This is a genomic window from Bacillus sp. 103mf (assembly GCF_900116295.1).
GTDB lineage: Bacteria > Bacillota > Bacilli > Bacillales > Bacillaceae_G > Bacillus_A > Bacillus_A bruguierae.
Genome location: NZ_FPAF01000007.1, coordinates 97,125 through 123,766, shown reverse-complemented (window position 1 = coordinate 123,766; position 26,642 = coordinate 97,125). Strand labels below are relative to the sequence as shown.

21 protein-coding genes and 2 pseudogenes are annotated in these 26,642 nt (G+C 34.9%); 10 read left to right on the top strand and 13 right to left on the bottom strand.

What is annotated here, in order from left to right; all coding sequences use genetic code 11:
- The first annotated feature begins 7 nt into the window (after positions 1–7).
- Positions 8–1,204, top strand: coding sequence for an alpha/beta hydrolase family protein (locus BM350_RS16970; RefSeq protein ID WP_090916555.1), 1,197 nt, complete (start codon positions 8–10; stop codon positions 1,202–1,204).
- Position 1,205: 1 nt separating this feature from the next.
- Complete coding sequence (locus BM350_RS16965; protein WP_090916557.1) at positions 1,206–1,589, top strand: hypothetical protein; 384 nt, start codon at positions 1,206–1,208, stop codon at positions 1,587–1,589.
- A 774-nt stretch (positions 1,590–2,363) separates the two neighbouring features.
- On the opposite strand, the gene BM350_RS16960 is transcribed toward BM350_RS16965, so the two are convergent.
- The 3 genes from BM350_RS16960 to BM350_RS16950 all read right to left on the bottom strand — a co-directional run bounded on the left by BM350_RS16960 (position 2,364) and on the right by BM350_RS16950 (position 8,169).
- Positions 2,364–4,616, bottom strand: a complete 2,253-nt coding sequence (locus BM350_RS16960) for a cell wall-binding protein (protein WP_090916559.1) — start codon at positions 4,614–4,616, stop codon at positions 2,364–2,366.
- A gap of 297 nt (positions 4,617–4,913) precedes the next feature.
- Positions 4,914–7,202 carry a binary toxin-like calcium binding domain-containing protein gene (locus BM350_RS16955; RefSeq protein ID WP_090916561.1) on the bottom strand — a complete coding sequence of 763 codons (2,289 nt, stop codon included), beginning with the start codon at positions 7,200–7,202 and terminating at the stop codon, positions 4,914–4,916.
- 133 nt (positions 7,203–7,335) lie between these two features.
- Positions 7,336–8,169, bottom strand: coding sequence for a metallophosphoesterase (locus BM350_RS16950; RefSeq protein ID WP_244548034.1), 834 nt, complete (start codon positions 8,167–8,169; stop codon positions 7,336–7,338).
- Positions 8,170–9,020: 851 nt separating this feature from the next.
- Here BM350_RS16950 and BM350_RS16945 point away from each other — a divergent pair.
- The 5 genes and pseudogenes from BM350_RS16945 to BM350_RS16930 all read left to right on the top strand — a co-directional run bounded on the left by BM350_RS16945 (position 9,021) and on the right by BM350_RS16930 (position 15,262).
- Positions 9,021–10,340 (top strand): hemolysin BL lytic component L2, encoded by a 1,320-nt coding sequence (locus BM350_RS16945; protein ID WP_090916565.1) that lies wholly within the window; start codon positions 9,021–9,023, stop codon positions 10,338–10,340.
- A 70-nt stretch (positions 10,341–10,410) separates the two neighbouring features.
- The gene (locus BM350_RS16940; RefSeq protein ID WP_090916567.1) at positions 10,411–11,640 is read left to right on the top strand and encodes a hemolysin BL lytic component L1; all 1,230 of its coding nucleotides are present in this window, start codon (positions 10,411–10,413) and stop codon (positions 11,638–11,640) included.
- A 30-nt stretch (positions 11,641–11,670) separates the two neighbouring features.
- Positions 11,671–12,798 carry a hemolysin BL binding component B gene (locus tag BM350_RS16935; RefSeq protein ID WP_090916569.1) on the top strand — a complete coding sequence of 376 codons (1,128 nt, stop codon included), beginning with the start codon at positions 11,671–11,673 and terminating at the stop codon, positions 12,796–12,798.
- Positions 12,799–13,665: 867 nt separating this feature from the next.
- Positions 13,666–13,800, top strand: a pseudogene (locus BM350_RS27655) (hemolysin BL lytic component L1); the annotation flags it as partial.
- Positions 13,801–13,861: 61 nt separating this feature from the next.
- Positions 13,862–15,262, top strand: a complete 1,401-nt coding sequence (locus BM350_RS16930; RefSeq protein WP_090916571.1) for a hemolysin BL regulatory component HblB — start codon at positions 13,862–13,864, stop codon at positions 15,260–15,262.
- 425 nt (positions 15,263–15,687) lie between these two features.
- Here BM350_RS16930 and BM350_RS16925 read toward each other — a convergent pair whose 3' ends face one another.
- From BM350_RS16925 to BM350_RS27015, 5 genes and pseudogenes are all read right to left on the bottom strand, one after another.
- The gene (locus tag BM350_RS16925; RefSeq protein ID WP_244548033.1) at positions 15,688–16,254 is read right to left on the bottom strand and encodes a 2-phosphosulfolactate phosphatase; all 567 of its coding nucleotides are present in this window, start codon (positions 16,252–16,254) and stop codon (positions 15,688–15,690) included.
- Between the two features lie 317 nt (positions 16,255–16,571).
- Positions 16,572–17,225: a potassium channel family protein gene (locus tag BM350_RS16920; RefSeq protein WP_090916572.1), complete on the bottom strand. Its 654-nt coding sequence runs from the start codon at positions 17,223–17,225 to the stop codon at positions 16,572–16,574.
- A 33-nt stretch (positions 17,226–17,258) separates the two neighbouring features.
- Entirely contained in the window at positions 17,259–18,602 is a 1,344-nt protein-coding gene (locus BM350_RS16915; protein WP_090916574.1) for a TrkH family potassium uptake protein, read from the bottom strand.
- A gap of 51 nt (positions 18,603–18,653) precedes the next feature.
- Positions 18,654–19,920, bottom strand: a pseudogene (locus tag BM350_RS16910) (ArsB/NhaD family transporter).
- 104 nt (positions 19,921–20,024) lie between these two features.
- Entirely contained in the window at positions 20,025–20,198 is a 174-nt protein-coding gene (locus BM350_RS27015; RefSeq protein ID WP_170857732.1) for a hypothetical protein, read from the bottom strand.
- A gap of 470 nt (positions 20,199–20,668) precedes the next feature.
- Between BM350_RS27015 and BM350_RS16900 the strand changes: the two genes are divergently transcribed.
- Genes BM350_RS16900 through BM350_RS16890 form a run of 3 tightly spaced genes read left to right on the top strand, consistent with a single transcriptional unit; the run spans position 20,669 to position 23,245 of the window.
- Entirely contained in the window at positions 20,669–21,670 is a 1,002-nt protein-coding gene (locus BM350_RS16900; protein ID WP_090916576.1) for an ABC transporter substrate-binding protein, read from the top strand.
- 11 nt (positions 21,671–21,681) lie between these two features.
- Entirely contained in the window at positions 21,682–22,446 is a 765-nt protein-coding gene (locus BM350_RS16895) for an ABC transporter ATP-binding protein (protein ID WP_090916578.1), read from the top strand.
- Positions 22,439–23,245, top strand: coding sequence for an ABC transporter permease (locus tag BM350_RS16890; protein ID WP_090916579.1), 807 nt, complete (start codon positions 22,439–22,441; stop codon positions 23,243–23,245). Before BM350_RS16895 ends, BM350_RS16890 begins: the two co-directional genes overlap by 8 nt.
- Positions 23,246–23,267: 22 nt before the next feature.
- Here the strand turns inward: BM350_RS16890 and BM350_RS16885 are convergent, their stop codons facing one another.
- The 5 genes from BM350_RS16885 to BM350_RS16865 form a co-directional block, all read right to left on the bottom strand.
- Entirely contained in the window at positions 23,268–23,666 is a 399-nt protein-coding gene (locus tag BM350_RS16885) for an RDD family protein (protein WP_090916581.1), read from the bottom strand.
- A 177-nt stretch (positions 23,667–23,843) separates the two neighbouring features.
- Entirely contained in the window at positions 23,844–24,209 is a 366-nt protein-coding gene (locus BM350_RS16880) for a hypothetical protein (RefSeq protein ID WP_090916583.1), read from the bottom strand.
- Between the two features lie 52 nt (positions 24,210–24,261).
- Entirely contained in the window at positions 24,262–25,347 is a 1,086-nt protein-coding gene (locus BM350_RS16875) for a hypothetical protein (RefSeq protein WP_090916585.1), read from the bottom strand.
- A 375-nt stretch (positions 25,348–25,722) separates the two neighbouring features.
- The gene (gene ytkD, locus BM350_RS16870; protein WP_090916587.1) at positions 25,723–26,202 is read right to left on the bottom strand and encodes an RNA deprotection pyrophosphohydrolase; all 480 of its coding nucleotides are present in this window, start codon (positions 26,200–26,202) and stop codon (positions 25,723–25,725) included.
- A gap of 81 nt (positions 26,203–26,283) precedes the next feature.
- Entirely contained in the window at positions 26,284–26,598 is a 315-nt protein-coding gene (locus tag BM350_RS16865; protein WP_090916589.1) for a hydrolase, read from the bottom strand.
- Positions 26,599–26,642 lie beyond the last annotated feature (44 nt).

The window sequence follows — 26,642 nt, the reverse complement described above, 5'->3', positions numbered from 1 at the left end:
GAAACATATGAAAGAATTTTTAAAAAATCCTAGTGCGACAGAGGAAGATTATCTTGATTTATCAGATCAAGTCTATGATAATGTTTTTTTGCATAAAGGAGCAGAGATAAAAGGTACTAGTGGTAAAGTGTGGAAAGTTATAGAATACATAGATGCAAATGGGCCTAAACAAGTAAGAAATGGATTACAAGCTATTGCAGTAGTACCGGCGGACGAGTATGACGAAAATAAAACGCATTATGATAATATCATCTTGTCATTTCGTGGAACAAAACCAGCGGAACTTGATGGAGATACCACTACAGACCTTGAACAACTTGGATTAGGAATAAAATATCATACAAAAACAATGACGCCAAGTAACAGTGATACTATAAAACCTGAACTTTCATCATTTGATTCTGGATTAAAATGGGCAAAAGAAGATATCGTAGAAAAATATGATCCTGATTCTCTTCATACTACTGGACATAGTAAAGGTGCCGCAGAAGCTCATTATGTAGCTGCCGAATTAAATTGTTATGCAACTACATATGCCGCACCAAATGCTTATCGTTTACTTAGTGCTGAAGCAAAAAGACGAGTAGATGCGGGAGTAATGGATCCAAAAGTTGTAGATTTAGCCCATGATAATGACAAGATAGGACTTTTGGATTCGTTTGGTGCACCTTTAATCGGTAGACAATATATAGTTAAATCTAATGGTACAAAACATGGATTAATGGCTTTATTTGGTATAGAGGGACATCCAACAGATACATTTACAAACATGTTTCATGCCAATGGAAGTCCTATATTACAATTAGAACCAGACGAAATTATTAGAGAAGCAGATCAACTTCAAGCGATAGGTGATACACTACTAAATATTGCAAAAAATATAGAAGCGTTTCAAGAAAAAGAAGAAGCAGCCATTGCTGAATTAAAAAGCAAATTAAAGCATGAGACAGGGCCAGGCGGGAAATATCATTTGTTAAGTGAACACGATATAGACGAAGCAATTACTGAAATTGCTAAAGCCAGAAGAAATGGAAAAGATTATTTTTATGATATCGATTTGGCTGAAGAATTAATTAATTGCTTACGAAAAGAACAAAAGAGTTTAATTGATTTTGGAGGAAGGGTTGCTGATGCAGCAAAATCATTGCGAGATGAAGATGGTAGATTAGCGGAAGAAAATTTCCATGGGCTAGGGAGTAGATAATATGGTTGATTTTATTGGGGAAATTAAAAAAATTGAAAAAGAAATTGAAAATGCAGCGAAAGATGTCGCGAGCCATGTCGTTGATGAATTACAAGCTGCTAAAAAACGTCTGGAAACAGATATGGAACGAATGCTTTTAAAAACAGAAGTGTCATTTAAAGTAAGTGAAATGATACATGAACAGCAATATATGATTCGAAAAAATCAAGATTTATTTCATGATGTATGTAAAGATTTAGCAGATAAATCTGAAGCCTTAAATAAAAGTTTTGAAAGTCGAACAGGAAGCAACATACAAAAGGAATTAAATGAACATTTGAGTAAAATTCGCAATCAATTTACTTCAACTTATTATGAGTTTTATAACAGTTGCGGAAAGAAATAATTCATTAAAATGTTATTTTATTGAGTATGAAATAATCCTTTCCTTATTGAGGCTCCGTATGTGTGGAGCCTATTTTTTTTGAATAAAGTTACTTTGTTTATTTCCACTCAGCTTCATAACTTAAGATTTTCGATAAATAGAAAGTCTTAGAAGCCAACTTCCAACAAATGTATTACCGTTCAGAATATGATATTTCATTGACAATACCCCCATATGAAATATTGCATACTAAAACGTATTAATAAAAATATAAACGTTTACTATGATAGTGATATAAAGATAAAACCTATCATAGTACCAACAAAAAAGGAGGAAATCATATCGAAATCGCAGTAGCAGTTTTATCATTCTTAGGTGGAGTACTTCCATTAGTAACACAACTTTTAAAAGCATTTATGTAAGTTCATGATTCCGCAATTATTTATAACTAATTATCATACAAATGATCTGTATAGCAAAATTGAATTGTTGTGCAGATCATTTGTATGAGCAAGGTCCCTTTAAATATTTATATGAAGGGACCTTTTGGGATTTCTACATACTTGGACTACTAATAAGTGAAATTCTGTTACCTAAGGGGTATAAAATATATAATTGAGTAATCATACATAATAGAATAAACACAGAGATTACCATAAAAAACTCTATCATTACAGTGTTTTTTCCAATCACTTATGGAATCATCCCAAAATAGAAATAGACCGCAAAGCTTTCTGAAAGAAACGCTCTGCAGTCTTATAATTTCTTACTTCATCTCATATTTTGGGTATTATTCTAACTATTCCATTTCACCTTATAATGTCCATTATGATCAAAGACAAAGTCCCTAGGTCCATGTTTTGTATCAAGTCTAACAGTTTCGTTTTGATAAATTGAACCATCGTCTTTAGCATAGTACTGGAAGTATCCATAATAAGGGAAGAAGTATCCCCAAACTTGGAATTTTCCTATCGCAGCTTCTCCAGAATCCTGGAAGTAATACCACTTACCATTGATTTCTCTCCAACCTGTTTGCATTACGCCTTTATCATCATAATAGTAGATCTTACCATCAACTTTATCAAACCCTGTTATCTTAGCTTCTCCGTCATGGTTAAAATAATATCTTTTTCCGTCAATTTCTTGATGACCATCGAAAGTATAATTTGCACCATCTTTAAAATGGTATTTTTTACCATCAATTATTTTCCAACCAGTATAATTAGCGCCATCTTCTAAGCTATAATAGTGGATTGCATCCTTTTTCGTTCCATCAGGTTGAGGGAACGCTCTCTTTCCAGTCAATCCTGGTTTTCTACTAGAACCTTCGTTCTCAAATGTTACTTGTTTTCCGTCAAGAGTAACCGTTTTAGGACTAGTTAGTGCGTTTCCGTTCAAATCAGTAGCTCTCTCAAGCACACCTTTGTTAGAAAAGTGAAGGATGACATGTTGCTCTTCTAGACGTAGTTGCTTTGTAGTAGGCTCGTAATTTTGGAAATAATACGTTTTTCCATCGATTTCTCGGAAACCTTCTTTAATAAACGCTCCAGACTCGTCAGAATAGTTTTGATCTCTCCACGCTGATCGTTGCAAAGCACCTTTATCATCAAAATGGTAGTGCTTCCCATCAATCTCGTGATTCCCATTCGAGCCACTTGTCGATAATACTGCCCCGAAATGATCTGGATGGAAATAATATTTCTTACCTTCAATTTCATGCCAACCCTTTAAGAAAACTCCATCAGAACCTGCATAATAATAATCAGAACCTCGGTTTACCCAACTGTTTTTTATCACGTTCCCAGAAGAATCTTTTGCAGACCATTTCGTAAGATCCTTTTCATCATCTTTGATCTCTACTTCGTCATATTTCTGTTTTTCATTTTCTTTCCCCGGATACCAGTCTCTTAACCAGTTGTGAATTTCATTGTTGTTTTTTGAAGTGAAACGAATTTCAGATTTGAAACTCCAATCAGTACCAAATTGTTGAACGTAAGCATTACCAGCCAAACGTACTCCATTTTTATTTACTAAATGGAACTGGAATGTCCCCTCATAAGAATTGCCTGTCTGAACAAGTTCAAACACTTCATCATCACCAATCGAATCGGAATATTGAAGCGCTTTTCCTTCTTTCCCTGAAAGATATTTTGAACCTGTTTTTACCAATACCTTATTCGTCCCTTTTTTATAAGGGATAATTTGATAAGATTTACCGTCATTTAGTGTACTGAATGGTAGTGCAATAGATGTTTCTAAGATATTAGTAGATTCCGCCAATATATTCGTTGATCGGTCATTAAAATCTGCAAGAGCTTGAGGGTTATTCATCACATAATTAGAAAGAACTTCTCTTCCTACTGGATGCGAAGTCAATGTTGCTACCTTCTTTTGTTCTTCTGTTAAATAAGAAAAACGGTCTACCCCTAAACCTTTAAAGCCGTCAAGAGAATTTGCTCCAAATCTCTTCTTATAAAACTCATCAACAAGAACTTTATTTTGACCAGATGTTTTTTCTACATATAAGGTGATCTCTTGATTAAGCGCAACTCCAGTTTTTCCTTCATCCAATTGTGCTTGTGTAATGTAAAGAAGATCGTGTTCTGAAGTAGATTTTGCATAGGGCTTTAAATCTACAATTGTACCCGCTTCTGTAATTTTAAGCTGTTGTCCTGATTTTAATTTGTGAATTTCACTTTTTCCATTTGGATAGAGTACTTTAACTGGTTTAGTAAAATTCGAATCATCTTTCGTATGATGCATAGAAATATTAAATTCTCCAGGTTTAAAACTAGGAGCTCTATAAGATACATTTTCTGCATAAGGGCCAGTGTAATCTGTTAAGTCAGGATCCCCCACCTCTATCCCAAGTGCTTCATAAATGTCTTTCACTATGCCTAATGAAGTAATCCCCACATCTAGCACAGTAGCTATACTTGCGCTAGCCTTATTCTCTGCAATAGGAGCCATAGAAAAAAGAATACCTAATGCCGCTGTAGCAGGAATTATTTTCTTTCCAATTCCATTTGTTTTAAATGTTTTTTTCATTTTCGTTGTCCTCTCTCATTCATGTTGACTTCATCATATCTAACAAATCTTTCATTTCTCTCTCGTAAATATTACAAAAGTCTTGCAAATATCTTTCATAATTATTATGACGTTATCAATTCTTTAGAGAAAAAACAGGTGCGCAAAACAAAACATAACCTGCTCTCGCTTGCCCCCTTTATTTTCACCTTTGCATGTGACAGTAACAAACCCGGACTGCTTTACTCTCACCCAAAAATAAAAACAGACCGCAAAGCTTTCTGAAAGAAACGCTTTGCAGTCTTATGATTTCTTACTTTACTTAATACTTTCTAATTCCCATTTATGGTTGTTACCTGGTGAAGTTGTGTGATCAGGTTTTAAAATATATTCAGTAACACTTACAGGTGGAAAAATCCCATTATCTGCGACACTACCAACCCATTTATTGAATCCATACGTAATATAAGTCGAATCAGATTTTAGATAGAAATTCTTTTCATTCGTAACTTTATCTAATTTAATTGTGGATCTGTTGCGTTCTTGATCTAACCAGCTATAATCATATCCATTTCCAACGTTAAGATACTGATAGCCGCCATGAGTACTGTTTGTAAACTTAAGGAATACTTCTTCATCTTTTCGAATTGGCTCTCCTGGTTTAGATTGCCCTTTTCTCTCAATGATTACTGGTGTAGCTTGAATGTCATTTCCATGTATCTCCTGATTCTTCGGTCCAAGTCTTAATCCATCCCAGTTGTTCCCTTTTACATTAAAGTGTACATATTTCCCGTTTACACTTTGGAATAAAGTACTTACATGCCACTCTTCTCTTACATTCTCACCACGAATTTCTGAACTAGATGTTTTCAAATAATATGGTTTTCCTTCTACAATCAATTCACCTGCGTTATCCACTAATAAGTTATCAAACTCTTTATTATACTTAACAACTGTAGAGACTTTTTGTGTCGGAAGTTTCTTTTGTGCATCATTGATTTCAAATGTAACTTCTTTTGATGGATCGAATTGATCTAAACTTACAGTTTCTTTAGACTCATATACGTTTCCATTTTTCACTAATGTTACTTTCTGTGTTGTTTTAGAATTTTTCTTTTCAAAAGAAGCGGTGATTTCATTACTTGCTCCGAATAACCCTGGTACAACTGCCGCATAAATCTTTTTCGCAATTGGGTTATAAGCACTATATGATAATGTTGGTGGCTGTAGGTGTTCAAAAGCACCAACTCTCCATCCTTTCGTTACAGCCTCTTCTTTTACATTTTCTACATATTCTTTCGGAAGGATATTTCGAGATCCATTGTTATTATCTATAATCTCATTTACCTTTTTAGAATCTACGTTAATATGCTTTAAAACCTCATTCAACTTTAAATTTGTATTCTCACCAACACCATTTGGTGCATACACTCTAAACTTCGGTTTATTTCCGATATCTGTTTCTAATAATGCAGTAGATGCATTTACACGAGATTCAAATTTTCCTGCATCTCCTAAGTTTGTAAATTCCCCATCTTTCTCAATAGACAAGTCCATTGTACTCGTAGGTAATACTTCAACAGAGAGAAGCGCACCTTGTTCAACAGCCTTTAATTCATCAAGCGTTAAGTAAATATTTACATCTGCTTGACCATCTAAACTGTCAATTAATACTTCTGTTTTATTTCTTCCGCCTTTTTCTGTGCTTAAATGCTGTGCTTTATAACGATCTTGCGTTGCCTTTACTGTATTAATAATCTTATCTCCTAAGCGAATGTTAAAATGAGGAGACACATTTTCAGCTGATGCTGTACCTGTATTTTTATATTCTAACTGTAAGCTTACCTTTGCTGCTTTTGCTGTATCAACCGTTGTTGCAGTAGACCAATCAAAATTATTAGAATAGCTTTCTGTTTCAGTGTCAGTTTTTGAATATCCATAACCTACATTTAATGAAGCATCGCCTTTTGGTACAGGTCCCGCTGCTGAACCTTCAACACCGCCTCCCACAGTTAGACCAACATTAAAAGAATGCTGTGTTGATACACTTTTCTCCCAACCTTTATTAATAGATCCGCCTTTTGAATCTGTAATCTCCTTAATAGGAGTAACTCCAATGCGTTTGATTCCAATTTGTAAGTTCGGAATATTGGCAACTACTGGATTGAACTCAGTATCAGAATCACTGCCAAAGTACTGAACTTCATACGCATCTGAAAAAGGATCTCCATCCGAATTCGCACTCATAGAATTTGTGATGAATTTTAATTTTCCTTTGTCTTTCTCTGGGTCCCATGCTCTCGCTTCATTTTTTCCAGTCTTTGGATTAAACTCGATTTTATATCCGTTTATTTCTAAATCATTCGGAATGCCATCGTTATCCCAATCATTATTTTGTACTTCAATATTTTCAGTAGAAATCTTTCCTATTTTTCCGTCAGTTCCATAAAGAACATCTTTTCCTTCTTTTACATTTACATCCTCTTTGAACATCTCAACTTTACTATTTGGACTTGGCTGTTGTACCTCTGCTAAAGCAGGGGATGCCAAAGTTAATGCCATCGTTACGCTACTTAATACAGCAAATGCTGGTTTCAATTTTTTCATCTTCATTTTCCTCCTTTTTTCTAGGGACGTTAGAACATCTACTAGTAAGGTTGATTTCATCTTATCTAACAAACCTTTCATTTCTCTCTCATAAATATTACAAAAGCCTTGCAAATATCTTTCTATGACGTTATTAATTCTTTAGAGAAAAAACAGAGAGTTCCGGCTTACTAAAAAAACGCAATGGCACTCTCGTCGTGCCGATACCACGATTTACGTACAGTTGTAGTGGTTTCATGTTCCCCTTTATTGAATAAAGTCCTTCTACATATTGATTTGCTAGTGAGGTCGTGATGATTGGCCCAATAAACGGAAGTTGTACTTGTCCCCCGTGACTATGACCAGATAGTTGAAAATCGACTGGATACGCAAGAACTTTCTCTATTACATCAGGCTCATGCACGAGCAATATGTTAAAATCCTTTTCCCTGAGATTCTGAAGAGTTTGCTGCATTTTAGGCTTGCCAAGTAAAAAGTCATCTAATCCAGAAATGGTAATGTACTCACCATTGTTTGCCATGATCTTTTTCGTTTCATTGACTAAAACAGTGAAACCAGCTTCTTCCATATACTGTTTGTACAAATACCCTCCGCCTCCTCCGCGGTCATGATTACCAAACACCGCATATTTTCCAAGAGGAGCATGAATTTGTGACAAAATCGTTTGTGAGTCTTTTCTTTCAGAAGCATACTCTCCAAACTTATCAATTAAATCACCTGTAAACACTACAATGTCCGGTTTCAGCTCATTGATTTGATCAACTAACATTTGCTGTTGTTTATGAGAAAAATGAGGACCAAAATGTGTATCAGAAAACTGCACAATCTTTACACCTTGAAATCCTTCTGGAATATTTGCATTCTTAATATCAGTCCATGTGATAGACAATGATTTTGGTTCAAATTGAAATGCATATAAATAAGTAGCTAGCGGAAAAATAAAAATCATAAGGAAAACGACGCACATCCTCTTAAGCTTCCGGCGGAAAATATCCCCTTTTTGTTTTTCTATATTCACTTTCATATGTTCACCTCTGTATATATCATAAAAAAACTACTATTTAAAAACTGTTGTAGCATGTTTATGTTACAGATATTTGTCTTTTCGAGGATTCAAACAAAAAGGATTCGCTTGAATGCGAATCCTTTTTGTTGCTTTTCATTTTATACTCTTTAGGCGTTTTATTTCCTATACCATTATCCTTTTTTTTGCTTTGTATTCTCCTAGCGTATACCTATCGGTTTAGAAATATTTTTAGCATATCTCATTCTCTGTAAAAGAAAATTATTTTCTGTAATGCTTACAGGAAATATAAATACTATTCACAAGATAATAATATACTGGATTATTTACCGTTGATATGGCCATATTTATATGCAATTTTGCATTTCCTAAATAAAGTAAATCAACATACAGAGCACTAATAAATTATATTAAAAACATTTTTTATCAAACAATTCATATAGATCAATGAAAAACATTATATTTTAGGCTTAATTATCAAATTATAATTATTTTACTTAGTGAATTAATTCATAGTATTTAATTTTATAGATATAATGTTTTTGATAATATAAATATATAATATATGAATTATAAAATTCAGGAGATAAAATTTTATTGTTTACTTATCAAAAACATAATGTTTAAATGAGGGCGTAAGGTCCTTACATTCTACGGAAGTAAATAATAACGAGATTTTCTTGAGTTTAACACTTTACCCGAAAGAATTCTCCTTTCTGAAATAAGCAAGGAGAGAGCCAGTTCAAAATGTATGAATAAAATTGTAAAAAGACAATAGTGAAGAGGTGTACGAAATGAAAAATAAAATAATTACAGGATTTTTAATAACATCCATTGTTACTGGGGCAGCTATTCCTATCAATACTCTCGCAACGCCAATCGTTCACGCAGAAACGCAACAAGAGAACACGGATATTTCCTCATCATTACGAAAATTAGGTGCACAATCTAAATTAATTCAAACATATATAGATCAAGCTTTAATGAGGCCTAATGTACAGCTTATAGAAGTTCCATCTTTAAATACGAACCAATCCCTAATCAAACAAGATATGAACGAATGGTCATCGGAACTTTATCCAAAGTTAATTCTATTAAATTCAAAAAGTAAAGGATTTGCAACTAAATTTAATAGCTATTATCCAGCATTAAAAGTGTTTGTAGACAGTAAAGAAGATAAAGAGGGGTTTTTGGATAGACTTGAAGTTCTTCAAGACATGGCTATGACGAACCAAGACAACGTACAACGTCAAATTAATGAATTAACAGATCTTAAATTACAGCTTGATACAAAACTTAAAGATCTCGATGCTGATGTTACAAAAGCGCAGGGTGTACTAAGTTCAGATGGAACAGGAAAAATAGACCAGCTAAAAAATGAAATACTAAATACCCAAAAATCAATTCAAGATGATTTACAACAAATAGCGTTGTTACCAGGAGCTTTAAATGAACAAGGGTTTGTTATATTCAAAGAAGTCTATAATCTTTCAAAAGATATCATTGAACCTGTTGCTCAAACAGCGGTGGCAGCGTATAACAAAGGAAAAGAAATTAACAACTCTATTTTAGAAGCAGAGAAAAAAGCAGAGCAAGAAGCGACAGAAAAAGGTAAATCTGCTCTAGAGATTGAGGCTGCCAAAAAAGCAGCTCGTGAAGCAATTGAGAAAAGCAAACAAGCTGAAATAGCGGCAGCTGCAGTTACAAAAACGAAAGAGTATGACCTTACAAAAGTTATTGACCCTGAACAAATTAAAAAAACATATAGTGCCTTCGCTGAAGTAAATAAACTAACAGCAGAGCAACGAGCACATTTAGCTGATTTAGAGACACAAAACCAAAAATTTTATGATTTAACAAAGAACCTAACAGTAGCAGATTTACAAAAATCAATGCTTCTTATTATGCAAAATGATTTACATACATTTGCAAATCAAGTAGATGTAGAACTTAACCTACTAAACCGCTATAAAGAAGATTTGAATTTAATCAAAAATAATATTACAAAATTATCTACTAATGTTGATACAGCTGACCAACAGTCTCAAAAAGATACATTAAGACAATTAAAAAATGTAACAAGTTATCTTGAAGAACAAGCTAATAAGTTTTAATATTATGAATTTAATAAAAATAATATGAAGATTATAATAATCTATCAAAAAACTGAGAAGGAGAATAGTTATGAAAAAACTTCCATTTAAAGTGTTAGCTGTAGCCACTCTAGCAACACTTATAACTGCTACGAACGGTAACACTATTCATGTACTTGCACAAGAACAGACTGCTCAAGAACAAAAAGTAGGGAATTATGAATTAGGGCCTGAAGGGCTGAAGAAAGCATTAGCTCAAACAGGATCTAATATTCTTGTAATGGATTTGTACGCAAAAACAATGATTAAACAACCAAATGTAAATTTATCCAATATTGATTTAGGTTCAGAAGGAGCAGAATTAATTAAAAGTATTCACCTTAATCAGGATCTGGCGCGAATCAATGCGAATTATTGGTTAGATACAGCGAAGCCGAAGATTCAAAAAACAGCACGTAATATTGTAAATTACGATGAACAATTTAAAAATTATTACGATATATTGGAAGCTGCTGTACAAAAGAAAGATAAAGCAGAGTTAAAAGAGGGCCTAAATGATTTAATCACTACAATTAATACAAATTCAAAAGAAGTTACAGAAGTAATTAAGATGTTACAAGACTTCAAAACAAAACTGTATGACAATTCTACAGGGTTTAAAAATAATGTTGGTGGCCCAGATGGACAAGGTGGATTAACGGCACTATTAGCCGGAAATAATGCACTGATTCCACAACTTCAGGCTGAAATTGAGAAGCTACGTTCTACTCAGACAGAGCATTTTAACAATGTATTAGCATGGTCAATTGGTGGTGGATTGGGAGCATTCATTTTAATTGCTGCAGCCATTGCAGGAACGGTAGTAATTGTTGTGACTGGCGGTACAGCAACACCAGCTGTTGTTGGTGGCCTTACGGCTCTAGGTGCAGCTGGTATCGGTTTAGGAACAGCTGCTGGTGTCACAGCGTCTAAACATATGGACTCCTATAACGAAATTTCTAAAAAAATCGGAGAATTAGGTACGAAAGCCGATCTTGCTAGCCAAGCAGTTATTTCGCTTACTAACGCGAAAGCAACTTTGACAGATCTGTATCAAACAGTAGATCAAGCAATCCTGTCTCTAACAAGTATCCAACAACAATGGAATAAAATGGGGGCCAATTATACAGATTTACATGATAATATCGATTCTATGCAAGAACATAAATTCTCTTTAATACTTGATGATTTAAAAGCTGCGAAACAAAGTTGGAGTGATATTCATAAAGATGCAGAATTCATTTCGAAAGACATCGCTTTTACACAAGAAACAAAGAACTAAAAATCAAAACCTATATAGGAGGAATATGAAATGCTAAATAAAATCCCTTACAAAATACTCGCTGCATCGGCGCTTTTAACTTTGACAACAACTTCTGTAGTCTCACCAGTAGCAACTTATGCAAGTGAAATTGGGCAAACTAACAATGGAGATATGTCCCTTTCAGCAAATGAAGAGAAGATGAAAAAAGCTTTGCAAGATGCTGGGGTATTTGCAAAATCTATGAATGAATATTCTTATTTGTTAATTAATAATCCAGATGTTAATTTTGAAGGGATTACTATTAATGGATATCCAGATTTACCTGGTAAAATTGTACAAGATCAAAAGAATGCTAGAGCACATGCTGTTACATGGGATACGCAAGTAAAAGGACAGCTTTTAAATACATTGACAGGCATTGTTGAATACAATACAACGTTTGACAATTATTATGACACAATAGTAGATGCGATTACTACAGGCGATGGAGATACTTTAAAAGAAGGGATTACAGATTTACGAGGTGAAATTCAACAAAACCAAAAGACTGCACAAAATTTAATAGCAGAATTAACTAAGTTAAGAGATAATGTTGGACAAGATGTTAGAGCATTTGGAAGCAATAAAGAACAATTGTACTCGATTTTAAAAAACCAAACAGCTGGGCTTGAGGACGATCAAAAACGTCTAGATGACGTTTTAGGGCAAGTAAACTATTATAAAAAATTAGAATCTGATGGATTTACAACAATGAAGGTTGGCGTTTTTGGCCTATGGTGGATTGGTGGTATAATAGTAGGTACAGCAAGAGATAATTTAGGCAAATTAGAGCCATATTTAGCAGAAATACGTCAAACTGTAGATTCTAAAACAACATTAAATCGTGTAGTTGGAGTTGCATATAATAATACTGATCAGATGCATAAGGCGATTGATAATGCGATTAATGCTCTTACTTATATGCAAACGCAATGGACTGATTTAGATAATCAATATGCTGGAGTACTGCAACAGATTGATAAGGCAGCTGGAAAAGCTGATCAAAATAAATTTGGCTACTTAAAACCTACCTTGAAGACAGCTAAAGATCTTTGGAACACATTACACGAAGATGCAGTCACAATAAAAAATGGAATCAAAGAATTAAAAGTGGAGCCTATTACTCCACAACAATAGGGAAACATCGGTTCTGAATCCAGAATCATATCTTTAAATGTTGGTATAACAATTAATAATTCCTTATAAACCGAAAAGGCGGAGTCTGATGAAAGACTTCGCCTTTCACTTTTATATAAGTTTCATCCAAATGCCAAGATAACCGTGCCGTTTTGCTTATTTTTAAAACCTTTACAACAGAACCTGTTCATTTCATGATGTTTTATCCCCCACCTATCTTCTTTACTTCTCTCTCAATCTTAAAGTAGGGGCTTGCTGTCTGTTAATGAGAGATCAAATTCTGCTCTGTATTATTTTTCATTTTATACCCTTCAAGCGTTTTATCTTCTATATCGTTATCCTTGTTTTTTGCTTTGTATTCTCCGGATGTGTCTAGTTTATATCTATACATTTAGAAATATTTTTAGCATGTCTCACATTACTCCCTGCATAAGAAATTTTCCCCCGTAATGTTTACGGGGAATATAATTACTATTCATTGGATAATAATATTTTGGATTATTTATCGTTGAAATAACCCTATTTATATGCAATTTTGCATTTCCTAAATAAAGTAAATCAACATACAAAGTACTATTAAATTATATTAAAAACATTTTTTATCAAGCAATTTATATAGATCAATGTAATTCATTATATTTTAGATTTAATTATCAGATCATAACTATTTCACTTAGTGAAGTGATTCATAGTATTTAATTTTTTAGCTATAATATTTTTTCTGATGTTAATACCAAATATAAAAATTTAATAATATATGTGGTGAAATTTTATTATTTACTTCTTAAAAACATAATGTTTAAATGAGGGCATAAGGTCCTTACATTCTATAAAAGCACATAATAACGAGAATTTCTTCAATTTAACAATCTAACAAATATTCAACAACAATCGAATACAATCTGGGTCAATTATAAAGATTTACGTAATAATATCGGCCCTATGCAACAACATAAATTCTCTTTAATACTTGCTGATTTAAAGGCTACTAAGCAAAATTAGAATAATATTTTTTAAAGAAAAGTAGAACTTACAATCAAAGCCTATATAGGAGGAATATGAAATGATGAAAAAGCTCCCTTACAAACTACTTGCTGTATCGACTTTTTTAACTATTACAACAACTTATGCAGTCACACCAATAGCAACTTTTGCAAGTGAAATTGAACAAACTAACAATGGAGATATGTCTCTTTCAGCAAATGAAGAACAGATGAAAAAAGCTTTGCAAGATGCTGGGGTATTTGCAAAATCTATGAGTGAATATTCGTATTTGTTAATTCATAATCCAGATGTGAGTTTTGAAGGAATTACTATTAATGGGTATGCAGATTTACCTATTAAAATTTTACAAGATCAAAAGAATGCTAGAGCACATGCTGTTACATGGGATACACAAATAAAAAAACAGCTTTTAGATACATTGACAGACATCATTGAATACGATACAAAATTTGATAGTCAATACGGAACATTAGTAGAGGCGATTAATACAGGGAATGGAGATACTTTAAAAAAAGGAATTACAGATTTACGAGGTGAAATTCAACAAAATCAAAAGTCTGCAAAAGCATTAATAGAAGAATTAACTAAATTCAAAAACGATATTGGAGAAGATGTCAGAGCATTTGGAAGCCATAAAGAGACCTTGCAATCGATTTTAAAAAACCAAGGTGCTGATGTGGAGACTGACCAAAAGCGTTTAGATGAAGTTTTAGGACAAGTAAACTATTATAAAAAATTAGAATCTGATGGATTAACAATGGTAAAAATCCCTTTTATTCCCACGTTGATTTCTGGTGGTATAATGATAGGTACAGCAAGAGATAATTTAGGCCGATTAGAGCCTACATTAACAGAATTACGTAAGACTGTAGATTATAAAATAACATTAAATCGTGTAGTTGGAGTTGCATTTCATAATATTAGTGATATGCATAGTACAATTGATAATGCTATTACTGCTCTTACTTATATGTCCACGCAATGGGATGATTTAGACTCTCAATATTCAGGCGTACTGGGACATATTGATAAAGCAGCTCAAAAAGCTGATCAAAATAGATATAAATTCTTAAACCCTAACTTGAATGCAGCTAAAGACAGTTGGAAAACATTAAGAACAGATGTTGTCACATTACAAGAAGGGATGAAAATTGCAGAGAAAAAAGAACAGGATCTTATGAATCAGCTTCGTCCATCAAACGTTTTCTACTTTTATAAAAAAATTCATAACGCATACACATTTGAAATAAAGACTGGAACAAATGCACCAAATGCGTCTTATAAAGTTATGAATTTAACTAAAAACACTGTTCATAACATGTGGAGTGGAGGACCAAATACAAACATGTGGGCTGACTGGCTTTCATTCAATCCAAAAGATGAATTTGCGGTGGTAGCAGTAGTGGATGGGAAAGAATACATTGTATATAAAGACAAAGTAGAAAATATAATGAACTGAACCCGAAAAGTTAGACAGAAAAATTACGTAGCTATTGAAGATGGTACACTAAACTGGACACTATGTTAAGTGAAAAAGATGATTCAGAGAGTTCTGTTGCAAAGTTTAAAAATTGTTCGAATTTATGAAGAGTGATTTATCCTATCTCAAAGACGAGGGCATTTGAGATAAATGAAATTGAACAAACATGACAAACCTAAGTTTAGGCTATAACAGTTTGCGATTTGTAGTATATGAAAAAGCGGAGTCTGATGAAGACTTCGCTTTTTCATATAGAATATAAGCCTCCTATCAAGAATAGGAAAACATACCCATCTAGTTAAAACAACTTTGCAACAGAACCTTAAAGGAGGTCTTATTTCACAAAATTCACAAATCGACCATTCTGTAAAATAGGTACTACTTGCAGCACATCTAAAAATGCACTATGCGTTACATCTTCCGCAATCCCAAATGTATTCATTAAGATTAGATTTTGCATACTGAAAAGCGCCCATACATAATTGTGCTTCAACCGACTTACTCCCTTGTAATTTCTCTATGAGCGCACCTGCGCCTAGGTAATCTTCTATCACTGGTCTTAAATCATTTTCATCATCTTTTGGATCTTCCCAATGTTCACCGCAAGGGACAACTGTAATATTAGCGCCCGTTTGTTTTTGGATATGATTCGCTGCTTCTGCAACTGCTGAAGCGTTGAGTAAACAGCCAATCAAAAGAGCAGGAACTTTCGAAGCAATCCATGTACAAGATGCACCGTTTAACGAACATAAAACAAATCTTTTCCTGAAATCAACGCCGCTAAATATTACCGGAGATAAAGAATGCTTCCCTGTTTTCACAGCTTCTGCCCTGCTTACTATAAGCTCTGCCCCCAATTGTTTCGCATACGCTTTTGCTTTTTCATTCAATGGCGGCGGATATGGAAAAATTTCAGCACCTACATGTAAGGCGGTGACTACTGTTGAAGAAAAGCTAAGAACATCTACAATAGTGGTAATATCACCACGCTTTGCTGCTTCCCTAGCTCCACGCCGCCCCCACCCCCCACTCTACACGGCACTGAAATGAAGATTGCGCAAACACTAACATAAACTAACCCCCATTCATCATCGCTTTCACTCTCATGTTAGCTGCATGATACAAAAAGAAATAGACTGTTTTTCGGAATTTTGATACAATATTAAATGAGGTCTGTATAAAAAAGCGATGTAATAGCTTACATACGTAGTGAGCTATTACATCGCTTTTTTCTTACTTTCTTCTATTATAATTTCGTATACATCCATTTCATCCTGGAGATAACTTCTTATTCAAAATCTGCAAAACGATGCAAATTACTCTTTTCTCCAATCATAACTAAGCCATCCCTTTCTTGCACAACTTCATCTGGGGAAGGAGAAATATTGATTCTCCCCTTACTTTTAATGGCAATGACATTTAAATTTAATTTTGCTCGAATATCCAGTTCTTTCAGGCTTTTCCCTGACATGTTAGGAGGTACTTTAATTTCTTCAATATTATAATCCTTGGCGAGTTCAATAAAATTAAGAACATTCGGTAGCATAAGCTGATGCGCTACACGCTCGCCCATATCCCACTCAGGAAATACGACCCAGTCTGCACCTACCTTCTCTAACACTTGACCGTGGCGTTTATTAAGCGCCTTGACTACAACTTTATTTACTCCTAATTCTTTTAGTACTAAAACCGTTAAAATACTTGCTTGAATGTCATTTCCAATTGCGACAATGATTGTATCAATATTCCGAATGCCAATTGCTTTTAATGCCTCTTCATCTGTCGCATCAGCAATCACAGCATGGGTAGCAGCATCCTCAAGCTCATTTACACGTTTTTCATTGCTATCTATTGCTAACACTTCATTACCTGCTTCTACTAATGTATTTACAATACTTGAACCAAATCTTCCTAATCCAATGACTGCGTATTGCTTTTTCATATTCCTATCGCTCCTCTAAGGATGAATGAACATTTATCCAATCATAATTTTTCCTTTCGGATAACTGAACGGATCTGAATTTCTTCGAAGTGTAACGGCAAAAGCGATGGTCAATGGACCTACCCTTCCTGCAAACATCGTTAAAATAATGATGATTTTTCCAAGCGGAGATAATTCAGGAGTCAGTCCCATAGAGAGACCTACCGTTCCAAAAGCAGAAGTTGCTTCAAAGAGAATCATTAAAAAATCTTTTCCTGGCTCTGTTATTGTTAGCAGCATGGCAGCCATTATAACGATAAAGAGACCAGCTAACATAACGGTAAGTGATTTATAAATTGTATCGTATACAATTCTTTTGCGAAAAAAGATTACATCTTCTTTTCCTTTTATTTGTGACCATACTGCCCCTAAAAGGATTGCAAATGTAGTTGTTTTGATTCCTCCACCCGTAGATCCGGGAGAAGCCCCGATATACATGAGAATAATCATAATAAAAAGGGTTGAATGGTGTAAATCTGAAATACTTAGCGTATTTGCCCCAGCTGTTCTTGGTGTGATAGCTTGAAACAAAGAAGCTAACCATTTACCAAACATGGATAATGGTTGTAACGTTTTTGGATTATGAAATTCCAACAAGAAGATTAGGAGCGTTCCCGCTACCACTAGCAAAGAACTTGTAAAAAGAACTACCTTTGTATGCAAGGAAAGGCGCCTAATCCGTCTGTATTCATATACCTCATTCATAACGATGAAACCAATACCGCCTAATGTAATCAACGCACAAACTACCAATGTAACAATTGGATCTTCTACATACTCAGTCAAGCTTTTAAACTCTCCCATTATATCGAATCCTGCATTATTAAAATTTGAAACGGAATGGAATATCCCGTAATACATAGCCTTGGAAAGCGGCATATCAAACGCAAAACGAATTGCTAATAAAATCGCGCCAATCATTTCAATCACGACTGTAAAAATAAGAATTCTCTTTGCCAAACGGACAATACCGGCAATGGATAAATGATTCAACGCCTCTTGTAATAACAGCCGTTCTTTAAGAGAAATCCTTTTTCCTAACAAAACAGCAAAAAAGATGGCAAACGTCATAAATCCTAAACCGCCTACTTGAATAAGAAACAATATAACGAGTTGGCCAAACAAAGTGAAGGTTGTTCCGGTATCCACTACGACAAGCCCCGTTACACATGTAGCAGACGTAGCTGTAAACAATGCATTTAGCCAAGGAAGACCTTGACCATCTGTTGTTGCAACCGGAAGAGTTAACAGGAGCGAACCGATGAAAATAATGAAAGCAAATCCTGTTACTAACGTTTTTGGAGGATCCATATAAATTATTTTTTGTTTGTTCTTCATAGTTGTTTCTCCTATACATTTTTTAAGGACAACTGCTCTTCTATTCTTTCTTCACATTAAATACCTAACATATATGTAAATAGTTGATAAGATAATGGAGATAATCATCATAGGAAAGCCAACTATTAAAGATGTGATGACCTTGTTTCGCCGCTAACCCAGCTACTACTAAATTGGCACTTGCTCCGATCAGAGTTCCATTACCACCTAAACAGGCCCCTAGCGACAAACTCCACCATAAGGGCTCTAAATTCGTTATTCCAATTGAACCCATTTCTTTTATCATAGGAATCATTGTTGCTACAAATGGAATATTATCCACAAAAGCAGAAACAATCGCACTCATCCATAAAATTAAGAGCGTTGTCATTTTCACCTCTCCGCCGGTTAGAGCCATAGCTTTTTTTGCTACCATTGCTATAAGTCCTGTTTCCACCAATCCACCAACTATAACGAATAAACCGATAAAAAAGAAAAGAATTGTCCATTCAACTTTTTCCAATGTCCTATCTAAATACTTGTCACCGGTCATCAGCAACAGGAGAAAAGCTCCAAATAAGGCGATTGTAGCCGTTTCAATATGAATAAATTGATGAAGAAAAAAACCGCCAATTGTCACTGCAATCACAAAGAAACACTTTTTTAACAGCTTTGCATCTTTAATCTCGTTTCTTTCATCCTTGTTCAGTAATTCGTTTGTTAAATCAGGAGTTGTTTTTAACTTTTTTCTATAAATGAGAGTAAATATAACAAGAGACACTAATAAAATAACAAAACTAATAAATGTTAAATTATTCATGAACGCAAGAAATGTTAGTTCTTTTACAGCACTACCAATCATAATATTGGGCGGATCTCCAATCATGGTGGCAGTACCGCCGATATTCGAAGCGAAAATTTGGGTAATTAAATAAGGAGTAGGATTTACCTTTAGTTGCGATGTGATGCTTAATGTAACTGGAACGATGAGTAAAACTGTCGTGACATTATCTAAAAAAGCGGATGCGAGGGCAGTAATCAGTCCGAGTACAAAGAGAAGTCGAATTGGATTTCCTTTCACCTTTTTCGCAGCCCATATAGCAATGTATCCAAATACACCTGTCTGAGCAGTAATCGATACAATAATCATCATCCCAACTAACAAACCAATTGTATTAAAATCAATATGATGAATAGCTGTTTTTTGATCGATAACCCCAAAGACCACCATCATGATTCCACCTAACATAGCAATAAGCGTACGGTGGATTTTTTCCGAAATAATCCCAGCGTATGTAATCAAGAAAATCCCTAGCGCTATAATCGCTTTCGTTTCCACGTTTATCCTCCATAATCTTTGTATGTTCTTTATTGTAACGATTGCTGTATTTTTTTATGCACAAAAAGAACCCTGCTACTAAACAGGGTTTAAAAAAACACTTCTTAAACAAATGTCAAAAAGTCTACATTTGTATATGGAATTTCACGTTCAATCCGGTACTGTAAATCTTGCAATGTATATTCATATACTTCATTTTGAAATCCGCTAGAGAGCTTTACACAGCTTTCTTCTTTTCCTCTAAAATATTGCATTGCTTCTTTGACTTTTGCGTTCATGTTATATACCTCTTCTCTTCTTTTCCGTGTATATTTCCTTCATCTCTTTTAACAAAGTGACACTTCCATACATACCTATGAATCAGAAATTGTAGTACTGTGAAACCGGTAGCCAATATTAAAAAGAAAACAAGCAAGTCGATCATAAAGAGCCTCCTTATCGCTTCGTTATTTTCTCTAACATTTGATATACTAACGGCCATTCTTCCAATTTCGCACCACCTTTGTCATTCACGTATGTATTCTCCCACTAAGTCTCTATAGAGAATACGGCGTAAATGGAAGAAAATCCATCCCACACACTTTCATAATAGCCGCTATGCGCATACGTACTATCATTATATTCACATTCATATTTCATCTCTTACAATTCACTTCTTTCCTACTCAAAAAATTCCTCCTCTGTCCACTCACATATAGGCATTTACCCACATACATTAAAGTAAATGTATTTTGGGAGGTGTCATACATTGCGAAAAATTCTAGCGTGTTTTTTAATTGTTTTTCTTACTGCCTTTACATTTGTTGCATGTAATAAAAAAGAAGAAAGTGCAAAGGTAGAGAAAGTGCGCGTTGGTGAGGTGACACATTCATTATTTTATGCTCCGTTATATGTCGCGATGGAAAAAGGATTTTTTAAAGATGAAGGACTCGAAGTTGACCTGCAAACAACTGCTGGCGGCGATAAAACGATGACAGCTTTATTATCAAATGGCATTGATATCGCGCTTGTCGGTTCAGAAACATCTATTTATGTTCATGCGCAAGGGGCAAAAGATCCGGCAATTAACTTTGCACAATTAACACAAACAGATGGAACATTTCTCGTTTCTCGCAAAAAGTTGGATTCTTTTAACTGGAATGATATGAAAGGCGCAACTTTCCTCGGTCAGCGCAAAGGCGGGATGCCACAAATGGTTGGGGAATACGTACTGAAAAAGCATGGAATTGACCCGCACAAAGATACAAATTTAATTCAAAATATCGAATTTGCGAATATCGCAAATGCCTTTGCATCTGGCACTGGTGATTTCGTACAGCTCTTTGAACCGACTGCTAGCATTTTCGAGAAAGAAGGGAAAGGCTATATCGTTGCTTCCTTTGGCGTTGAATCTGGAACTGTTCCGTATACAACCTTTATGGCAAAAGAAAGCTTCTTAAAGAAAGATAAAAGGGTTGCCGAAAAATTTACACGTGCTATTTATAAAGCACAGCAATGGGTCGATACACATAGCCCAGAAGAAGTTACAAAAGCTGTTGAACCACGCTTTAAAGATACGTCAAAAGATATTATGGTAAAAGTCATTGATCGTTATAAACAACAACATTCATACGCAACGAATCCATTGTTAGACGAGGCAGAATGGAAACAACTGCAAAGCATTATGAAAGAAGCTGGCGAATTACCGAAAGAAGTGCAACATAAAGAGTTAGTAAACACATCCATCGCAGAAAGCGTTATTAAGAAATAGTGGAGCAGACAATGAACCTTCTCCAGCTTTCTAACGTATCTCATTGCTTCTTCTCAAAAGAAAATGCCAGCCTCGTTTTATCGAATATTTCCTTAACAATCGAGGAAGGAGAATTTATCTCCTTCCTCGGTCCAAGCGGCTGCGGCAAAACTACATTACTTTCTATCATTTCAGGCTTACTGCAGCCAATGAAAGGGAGTGTCTTTCTAGATGGTGAATGCATCACAAAACCAACATCCTCCATCGGTTATATGCTCCAGCAAGATTACTTGTTTCCGTGGAAAACAATTGAAGATAATACCTTCGTCGGCTTACAGATTACGAAAACATACACATCAAAGACGAAGCAACATGCCTTGCAACTATTAGAACAAGTTGGCCTGCAAGGTGTTGAGAAGCAATATCCACGTGAGTTATCAGGCGGAATGCGCCAGCGCGCTGCTCTCGTCCGGACGCTTGTAACAAACCCGAAAATATTATTACTAGACGAACCGTTCTCTGCACTTGATTATCAAACAAAATTAAAATTAGAAGAACTCGTTTTTTCTATTTTAAAAGAATATAAGAAAACATCGCTCCTCGTTACACATGACATTGAAGAGGCAATTGCGATGAGCGATCGCATTTACTTGTTACAAGCAAAGCCAGGTCGCATTGCCAAGGTGTTTTCGGTTCCAGAAACCATTCGCTTCCTCTCGCCATTCGAAGCACGTCAGCACCGTGATTTCCCTTCATTCTTCCAGATAATATGGAAGGAGTTGGAACGACTTGGATAATATAAAAGAATTTCATCAAGACTTTCAAAAACGTGAAACGAAGCGGACATTTGCCGTTCGAACATTGCAGCTGCTCATGCTCATTCTCTTTTTCGCATTATGGGAAATCGCTAGCCGAAACGAGTGGATTGATCCATTACTATTTAGCTCACCTTCTAGCATCTTTCATTTACTCATCACAAAATGGCAAGATCATTCCCTTTGGCCGCACATATATACAACGCTCCTTGAAACGTGTCTCGGTTTTATCCTTGGAACACTTCTCGGTACGTGCATCGCAACCTTTTTATGGTGGAGCCCATTCATTGCTCGTGTACTCGATCCGTACCTTGTCGTCTTAAACGCAATGCCAAAAGTAGCGCTCGGACCCATTATTATCGTCATCTTCGGGCCAAATATTTCATCTGCCGTAGCGATGGGTGTTATCATTTCCATCATCGTTACAATCCTTGTCATTTATAACGCTTTTCAAGAAGTAGACGCCAATTATTTGAAAGTCATGCAAACATTTGGCGCAAACAAATGGCAATGCTATAAACAAGTAATTTTACCAGCATCGTTCCCGGCAATTATTTCTACATTAAAAGTAAATGTTGGTCTCTCTTGGGTCGGGGTTATTTTCGGTGAACTGCTCATTTCAAAAGAAGGGCTCGGCTATTTAATTAGCTACGGTTTTCAAGTCTTTAACTTTACACTCGTCTTGCTGAGCGTCCTTCTCACATGTATTCTCGCCACGCTTATGTATGTGCTTGTCGCAGCATTTGAAAAGTTCATTACGCGCACGAAAAAAGCAACCTAAGTTAACTAGGTTGCTTTTCTTATTAGTCACGAATAACTTGTGTTCCTGCAATAAAATCGTGAATAGAGCGTTTATCTTGTCGCAGTGCTACCATAAATGCACTTACGATAATAGCAATTCCAAACGTAATTCCATATACCATGCTACTTAATAGGTAACGTTTTAACGTAGTCCAAATTGTAATTTCCTGTCCATCAATACGTACAATTCGAATGTTTACCGCTTTCTTACCCACTGTAAACCCTGCCCATACAATAGGAACGATTAAGTAGTATAGCGCTTGTAAAATACCTATTATCTTATCTGATGTCTCATCAGACACACCTAATAACATAAAAATCACCAAAAATGGAACGATCACTAATCCATCGATAAAATTGGCTCCAAATCGTCTCCAAAACCCTGCTAGTTCTTGATTCATATCATCTTCTCCGTTCTATTATGTATTCATTTTCGATGTATTTATAGATTCTCTCCTCTTGCTAAAACAAAGAAGCTCGCATCTTCTCTATAAATCGCATCTAAAATTACATTTAAATTATAACAAATTTCGAGTTAATTCGACATTTTTTCACGGATTATAAGATTACTGCCTTACTCACTGATTAAAAAATGGTATTTCAAAAGCACCTAGATACATAGGAATGAAAAGCGCAAAAACAAGAAAAATCCCTTGAATCACTATTTTTTTCAAAATAGATTCAGGTGCAAACTTTTGATATAAATAACAAAAAAATAGAGATAATATTAAAAATAAGCTGCCAATCAAAACAGGATATAAATGCGGCATTACTATAGGAAGATAGAACGTCGTCATATCGGCATTTGGACTATCCCAGAACATAAAAACAGTAATTGCAAAAAATGAAAAGATTGTAAAATTAATCGTATGAAAAAATATGATTAATATAAATACTATTAAAATAAATTTATTTTTTAATGGATTCATTACACTATTATTCATAACTGATGCATTCTCTCCCTTTTATATCATGACTTTATCTCATTTTTTCATTCTACGCTTCTTCCACTTCCTCCGAAATTTCCTGTAGCCCTGCTAACACTTCCGCTCTCATCTTCACAAGCTCTGGGAATTGATAAAAGAAAGCAATTTTTTGATACTTTACTTCTTTTGATTCTTTCACCTTGTGAGAATCTTGTAAAATGAATGCTGTAAATGTATCGGCAATATCTTCTGCGACGTTCGTTGTTGCATATTCAGAAACAAATTTGTCTTCATGTTCTTCAAAAAACTGCATTTGCGCTTCTATATCTGTTTCTACTTTCTTCTCTTTCCATTCACTTTCAAGCGGTTTCCAAAACTGCTCATAAAATTGATTCACATACGACTCTTTCTTTGTGCAGCCTTCTGTTAAAAACAGCGTCGTACATTTTGATTCATATACAGAGATATCTTTTTCTTCTGTAACGGCTTTTACATACTTTTTATCTATAGGAATTTGCGTTTTGTTTAACGTTACAACGTGAGCAGTTTCATGAATTAACGTTTTCACCACTTCGTTTATATTAATGCTGGAATCTAGTGCATCTAAGCTTAATATCCAGTCCTCAGGATTATCTTCATTTTGCATCACATGAGCAACGACATTATCATATCCATCCGATACAATATCAAATTCCTTTATATTCTCTCTATATTTTGCTGGAATTAAAACACTGTACATATCCCATAATATTTGGTGATAATCCATGTCTTCATGAAATGCGCTAATTTCTTTCCTCGCCTCTTTATCATCAGCAAAGACTTTCTGTAATCTTTTTTTATCTAGCTTTTCAAAATACGGATCTACTAATTCATTGTTATCAATATAATAAGATGCTAAAAAGAAGTAACGCTCATCATCTTTTCTTTGTTCTTCGTACGCTGTTATTTCGTCTTTATTTTCTACTTCTGTATATGTTTCTAGTTCAGAGATTCCCTGCATGTTTTTATTAATCTTACTAAGGAATGCATCCCCGGTTTTTAAACACTCTTCCTTTGTTTTACATACTTCTTTTGCAACATCATTTGCTTTACTACAGCTACTAATTATGCAAATAAATAGGAGCAAAAATAAAAAATGAATATAGTGTTTCCTCATAACGTCCTCCTTGCACTCTATTATGTCATTGAAATCATAATCAATTTTGGCAAAAGATACAATAATACGAATCAGCTATATACATACAAGTTGATAAAAACCTTTTCTTTTTAGGGTGGGCGAGAGGATCTGGCCATACATAGAAGTGGTCAGAGCTTTTTTCTGCCACATGCGAGGTTTAAAACGAAGGGAGGAGCATCTGACCGCGCATAGAGACGGTCAGGACCTTTTTTGCTAAATGCAAAGTTTAAAAAGCAAGTGCAGGTCAAGCAGCTTATATGTTGATGGATTTATATAGACGCCGTCGTTCGCTGCAACTGTTTATCCCGTACTAACAGACCTACTTCTGTAAAATAAAAAAAGAAATCGGTTGCTCTACTTCGTAAAACAGCCGATTTCTTCTATATGCTGCATTGTGCGCGCTAGTACGTCATCGCGCATAATGAAACTGAAGCGTCTATTTTCTTTAATGTCCTCTGGAATATGTGTTAATAATACAGATCCCTTCGTTTCTTCATAGTGCGTATGTTGTTCTACGGCACTAATTGTTGCGAAATAAATGTTTTTAATGATTATTTTGTCTTTTCCGGATACTTTATATTGTCCGATATACGTTAAACTCGATACAATACCGCCCGTTTCTTCGTGAACTTCACGAGCTGCTGCTTCTTCCGGTGTTTCTCCCTCTTCTACCTTTCCACCTGGAAATTCAAGACCACGGCGCAAATGATGGGTTAATAACCATTGATCCCCGTACCGGCACACAACCCACACATGCTTTGGCTCAGGAGAAAATGGGTAACGTTCAAACGATAATTGTACAGTGTTATGATAGTAATCTTTAAATGTGTACATGCCCTACTCCCCTATTGATGGTTACAAATTTCTTACCATAAATTGTAGCACATTCTGACTAGTATGACTAATCTTATCCTATCATAACCCATCGATAATACCCATCTGTGCAATTAACTCTTTCGCCTCATTGTCCCCAAGCTCGTAAATCATTCGATACGCTTTTTGCAGCTGTTCATCATACCGGTCATTATTGGAATCATGATGATATTCTACAAACGGCACATGCGAACGTACAAACGTCCCAAGATCTTCACGGTACGCGTTATCAAAATACTCTCGCAGCCTCAGAATTTCCTCATCCGTCGCTTCAATCGTAAAACTATATGTATTGGCCGTTTTCGCTTGTGAAATTTCGCCATTTGCAACTGAAATATAGTATGTTTTTTTATCCATAGAACGCCCCTTCTTTCACCTTCTTTACTTTCTATTGTTTTCAT

What these genes read in the sequence shown, in the direction of transcription:
- BM350_RS16865 (WP_090916589.1), bottom strand. Translation starts at nt 26,598, where the DNA reads ATGGATAAAAAAACATACTATATTTCAGTTGCAAATGGCGAAATTTCA.
- ytkD (WP_090916587.1), bottom strand. Translation starts at nt 26,202, where the DNA reads ATGTACACATTTAAAGATTACTATCATAACACTGTACAATTATCGTTT.
- BM350_RS16875 (WP_090916585.1), bottom strand. Translation starts at nt 25,347, where the DNA reads ATGAGGAAACACTATATTCATTTTTTATTTTTGCTCCTATTTATTTGC.
- BM350_RS16920 (WP_090916572.1), bottom strand. Translation starts at nt 17,225, where the DNA reads ATGAAAAAGCAATACGCAGTCATTGGATTAGGAAGATTTGGTTCAAGT.
- BM350_RS16895 (WP_090916578.1), top strand. Translation starts at nt 21,682, where the DNA reads ATGAACCTTCTCCAGCTTTCTAACGTATCTCATTGCTTCTTCTCAAAA.
- BM350_RS16940 (WP_090916567.1), top strand. Translation starts at nt 10,411, where the DNA reads ATGAAAAAACTTCCATTTAAAGTGTTAGCTGTAGCCACTCTAGCAACA.
- BM350_RS16965 (WP_090916557.1), top strand. Translation starts at nt 1,206, where the DNA reads ATGGTTGATTTTATTGGGGAAATTAAAAAAATTGAAAAAGAAATTGAA.
- BM350_RS16970 (WP_090916555.1), top strand. Translation starts at nt 8, where the DNA reads ATGAAAGAATTTTTAAAAAATCCTAGTGCGACAGAGGAAGATTATCTT.
- BM350_RS16955 (WP_090916561.1), bottom strand. Translation starts at nt 7,202, where the DNA reads ATGAAAAAATTGAAACCAGCATTTGCTGTATTAAGTAGCGTAACGATG.
- BM350_RS16945 (WP_090916565.1), top strand. Translation starts at nt 9,021, where the DNA reads ATGAAAAATAAAATAATTACAGGATTTTTAATAACATCCATTGTTACT.
- BM350_RS16885 (WP_090916581.1), bottom strand. Translation starts at nt 23,666, where the DNA reads ATGAATCAAGAACTAGCAGGGTTTTGGAGACGATTTGGAGCCAATTTT.
- BM350_RS16935 (WP_090916569.1), top strand. Translation starts at nt 11,671, where the DNA reads ATGCTAAATAAAATCCCTTACAAAATACTCGCTGCATCGGCGCTTTTA.
- BM350_RS27015 (WP_170857732.1), bottom strand. Translation starts at nt 20,198, where the DNA reads ATGAACGCAAAAGTCAAAGAAGCAATGCAATATTTTAGAGGAAAAGAA.
- BM350_RS16915 (WP_090916574.1), bottom strand. Translation starts at nt 18,602, where the DNA reads ATGAAGAACAAACAAAAAATAATTTATATGGATCCTCCAAAAACGTTA.
- BM350_RS16880 (WP_090916583.1), bottom strand. Translation starts at nt 24,209, where the DNA reads ATGAATAATAGTGTAATGAATCCATTAAAAAATAAATTTATTTTAATA.
- BM350_RS16950 (WP_244548034.1), bottom strand. Translation starts at nt 8,169, where the DNA reads ATGTGCGTCGTTTTCCTTATGATTTTTATTTTTCCGCTAGCTACTTAT.
- BM350_RS16930 (WP_090916571.1), top strand. Translation starts at nt 13,862, where the DNA reads ATGATGAAAAAGCTCCCTTACAAACTACTTGCTGTATCGACTTTTTTA.
- BM350_RS16960 (WP_090916559.1), bottom strand. Translation starts at nt 4,616, where the DNA reads ATGAAAAAAACATTTAAAACAAATGGAATTGGAAAGAAAATAATTCCT.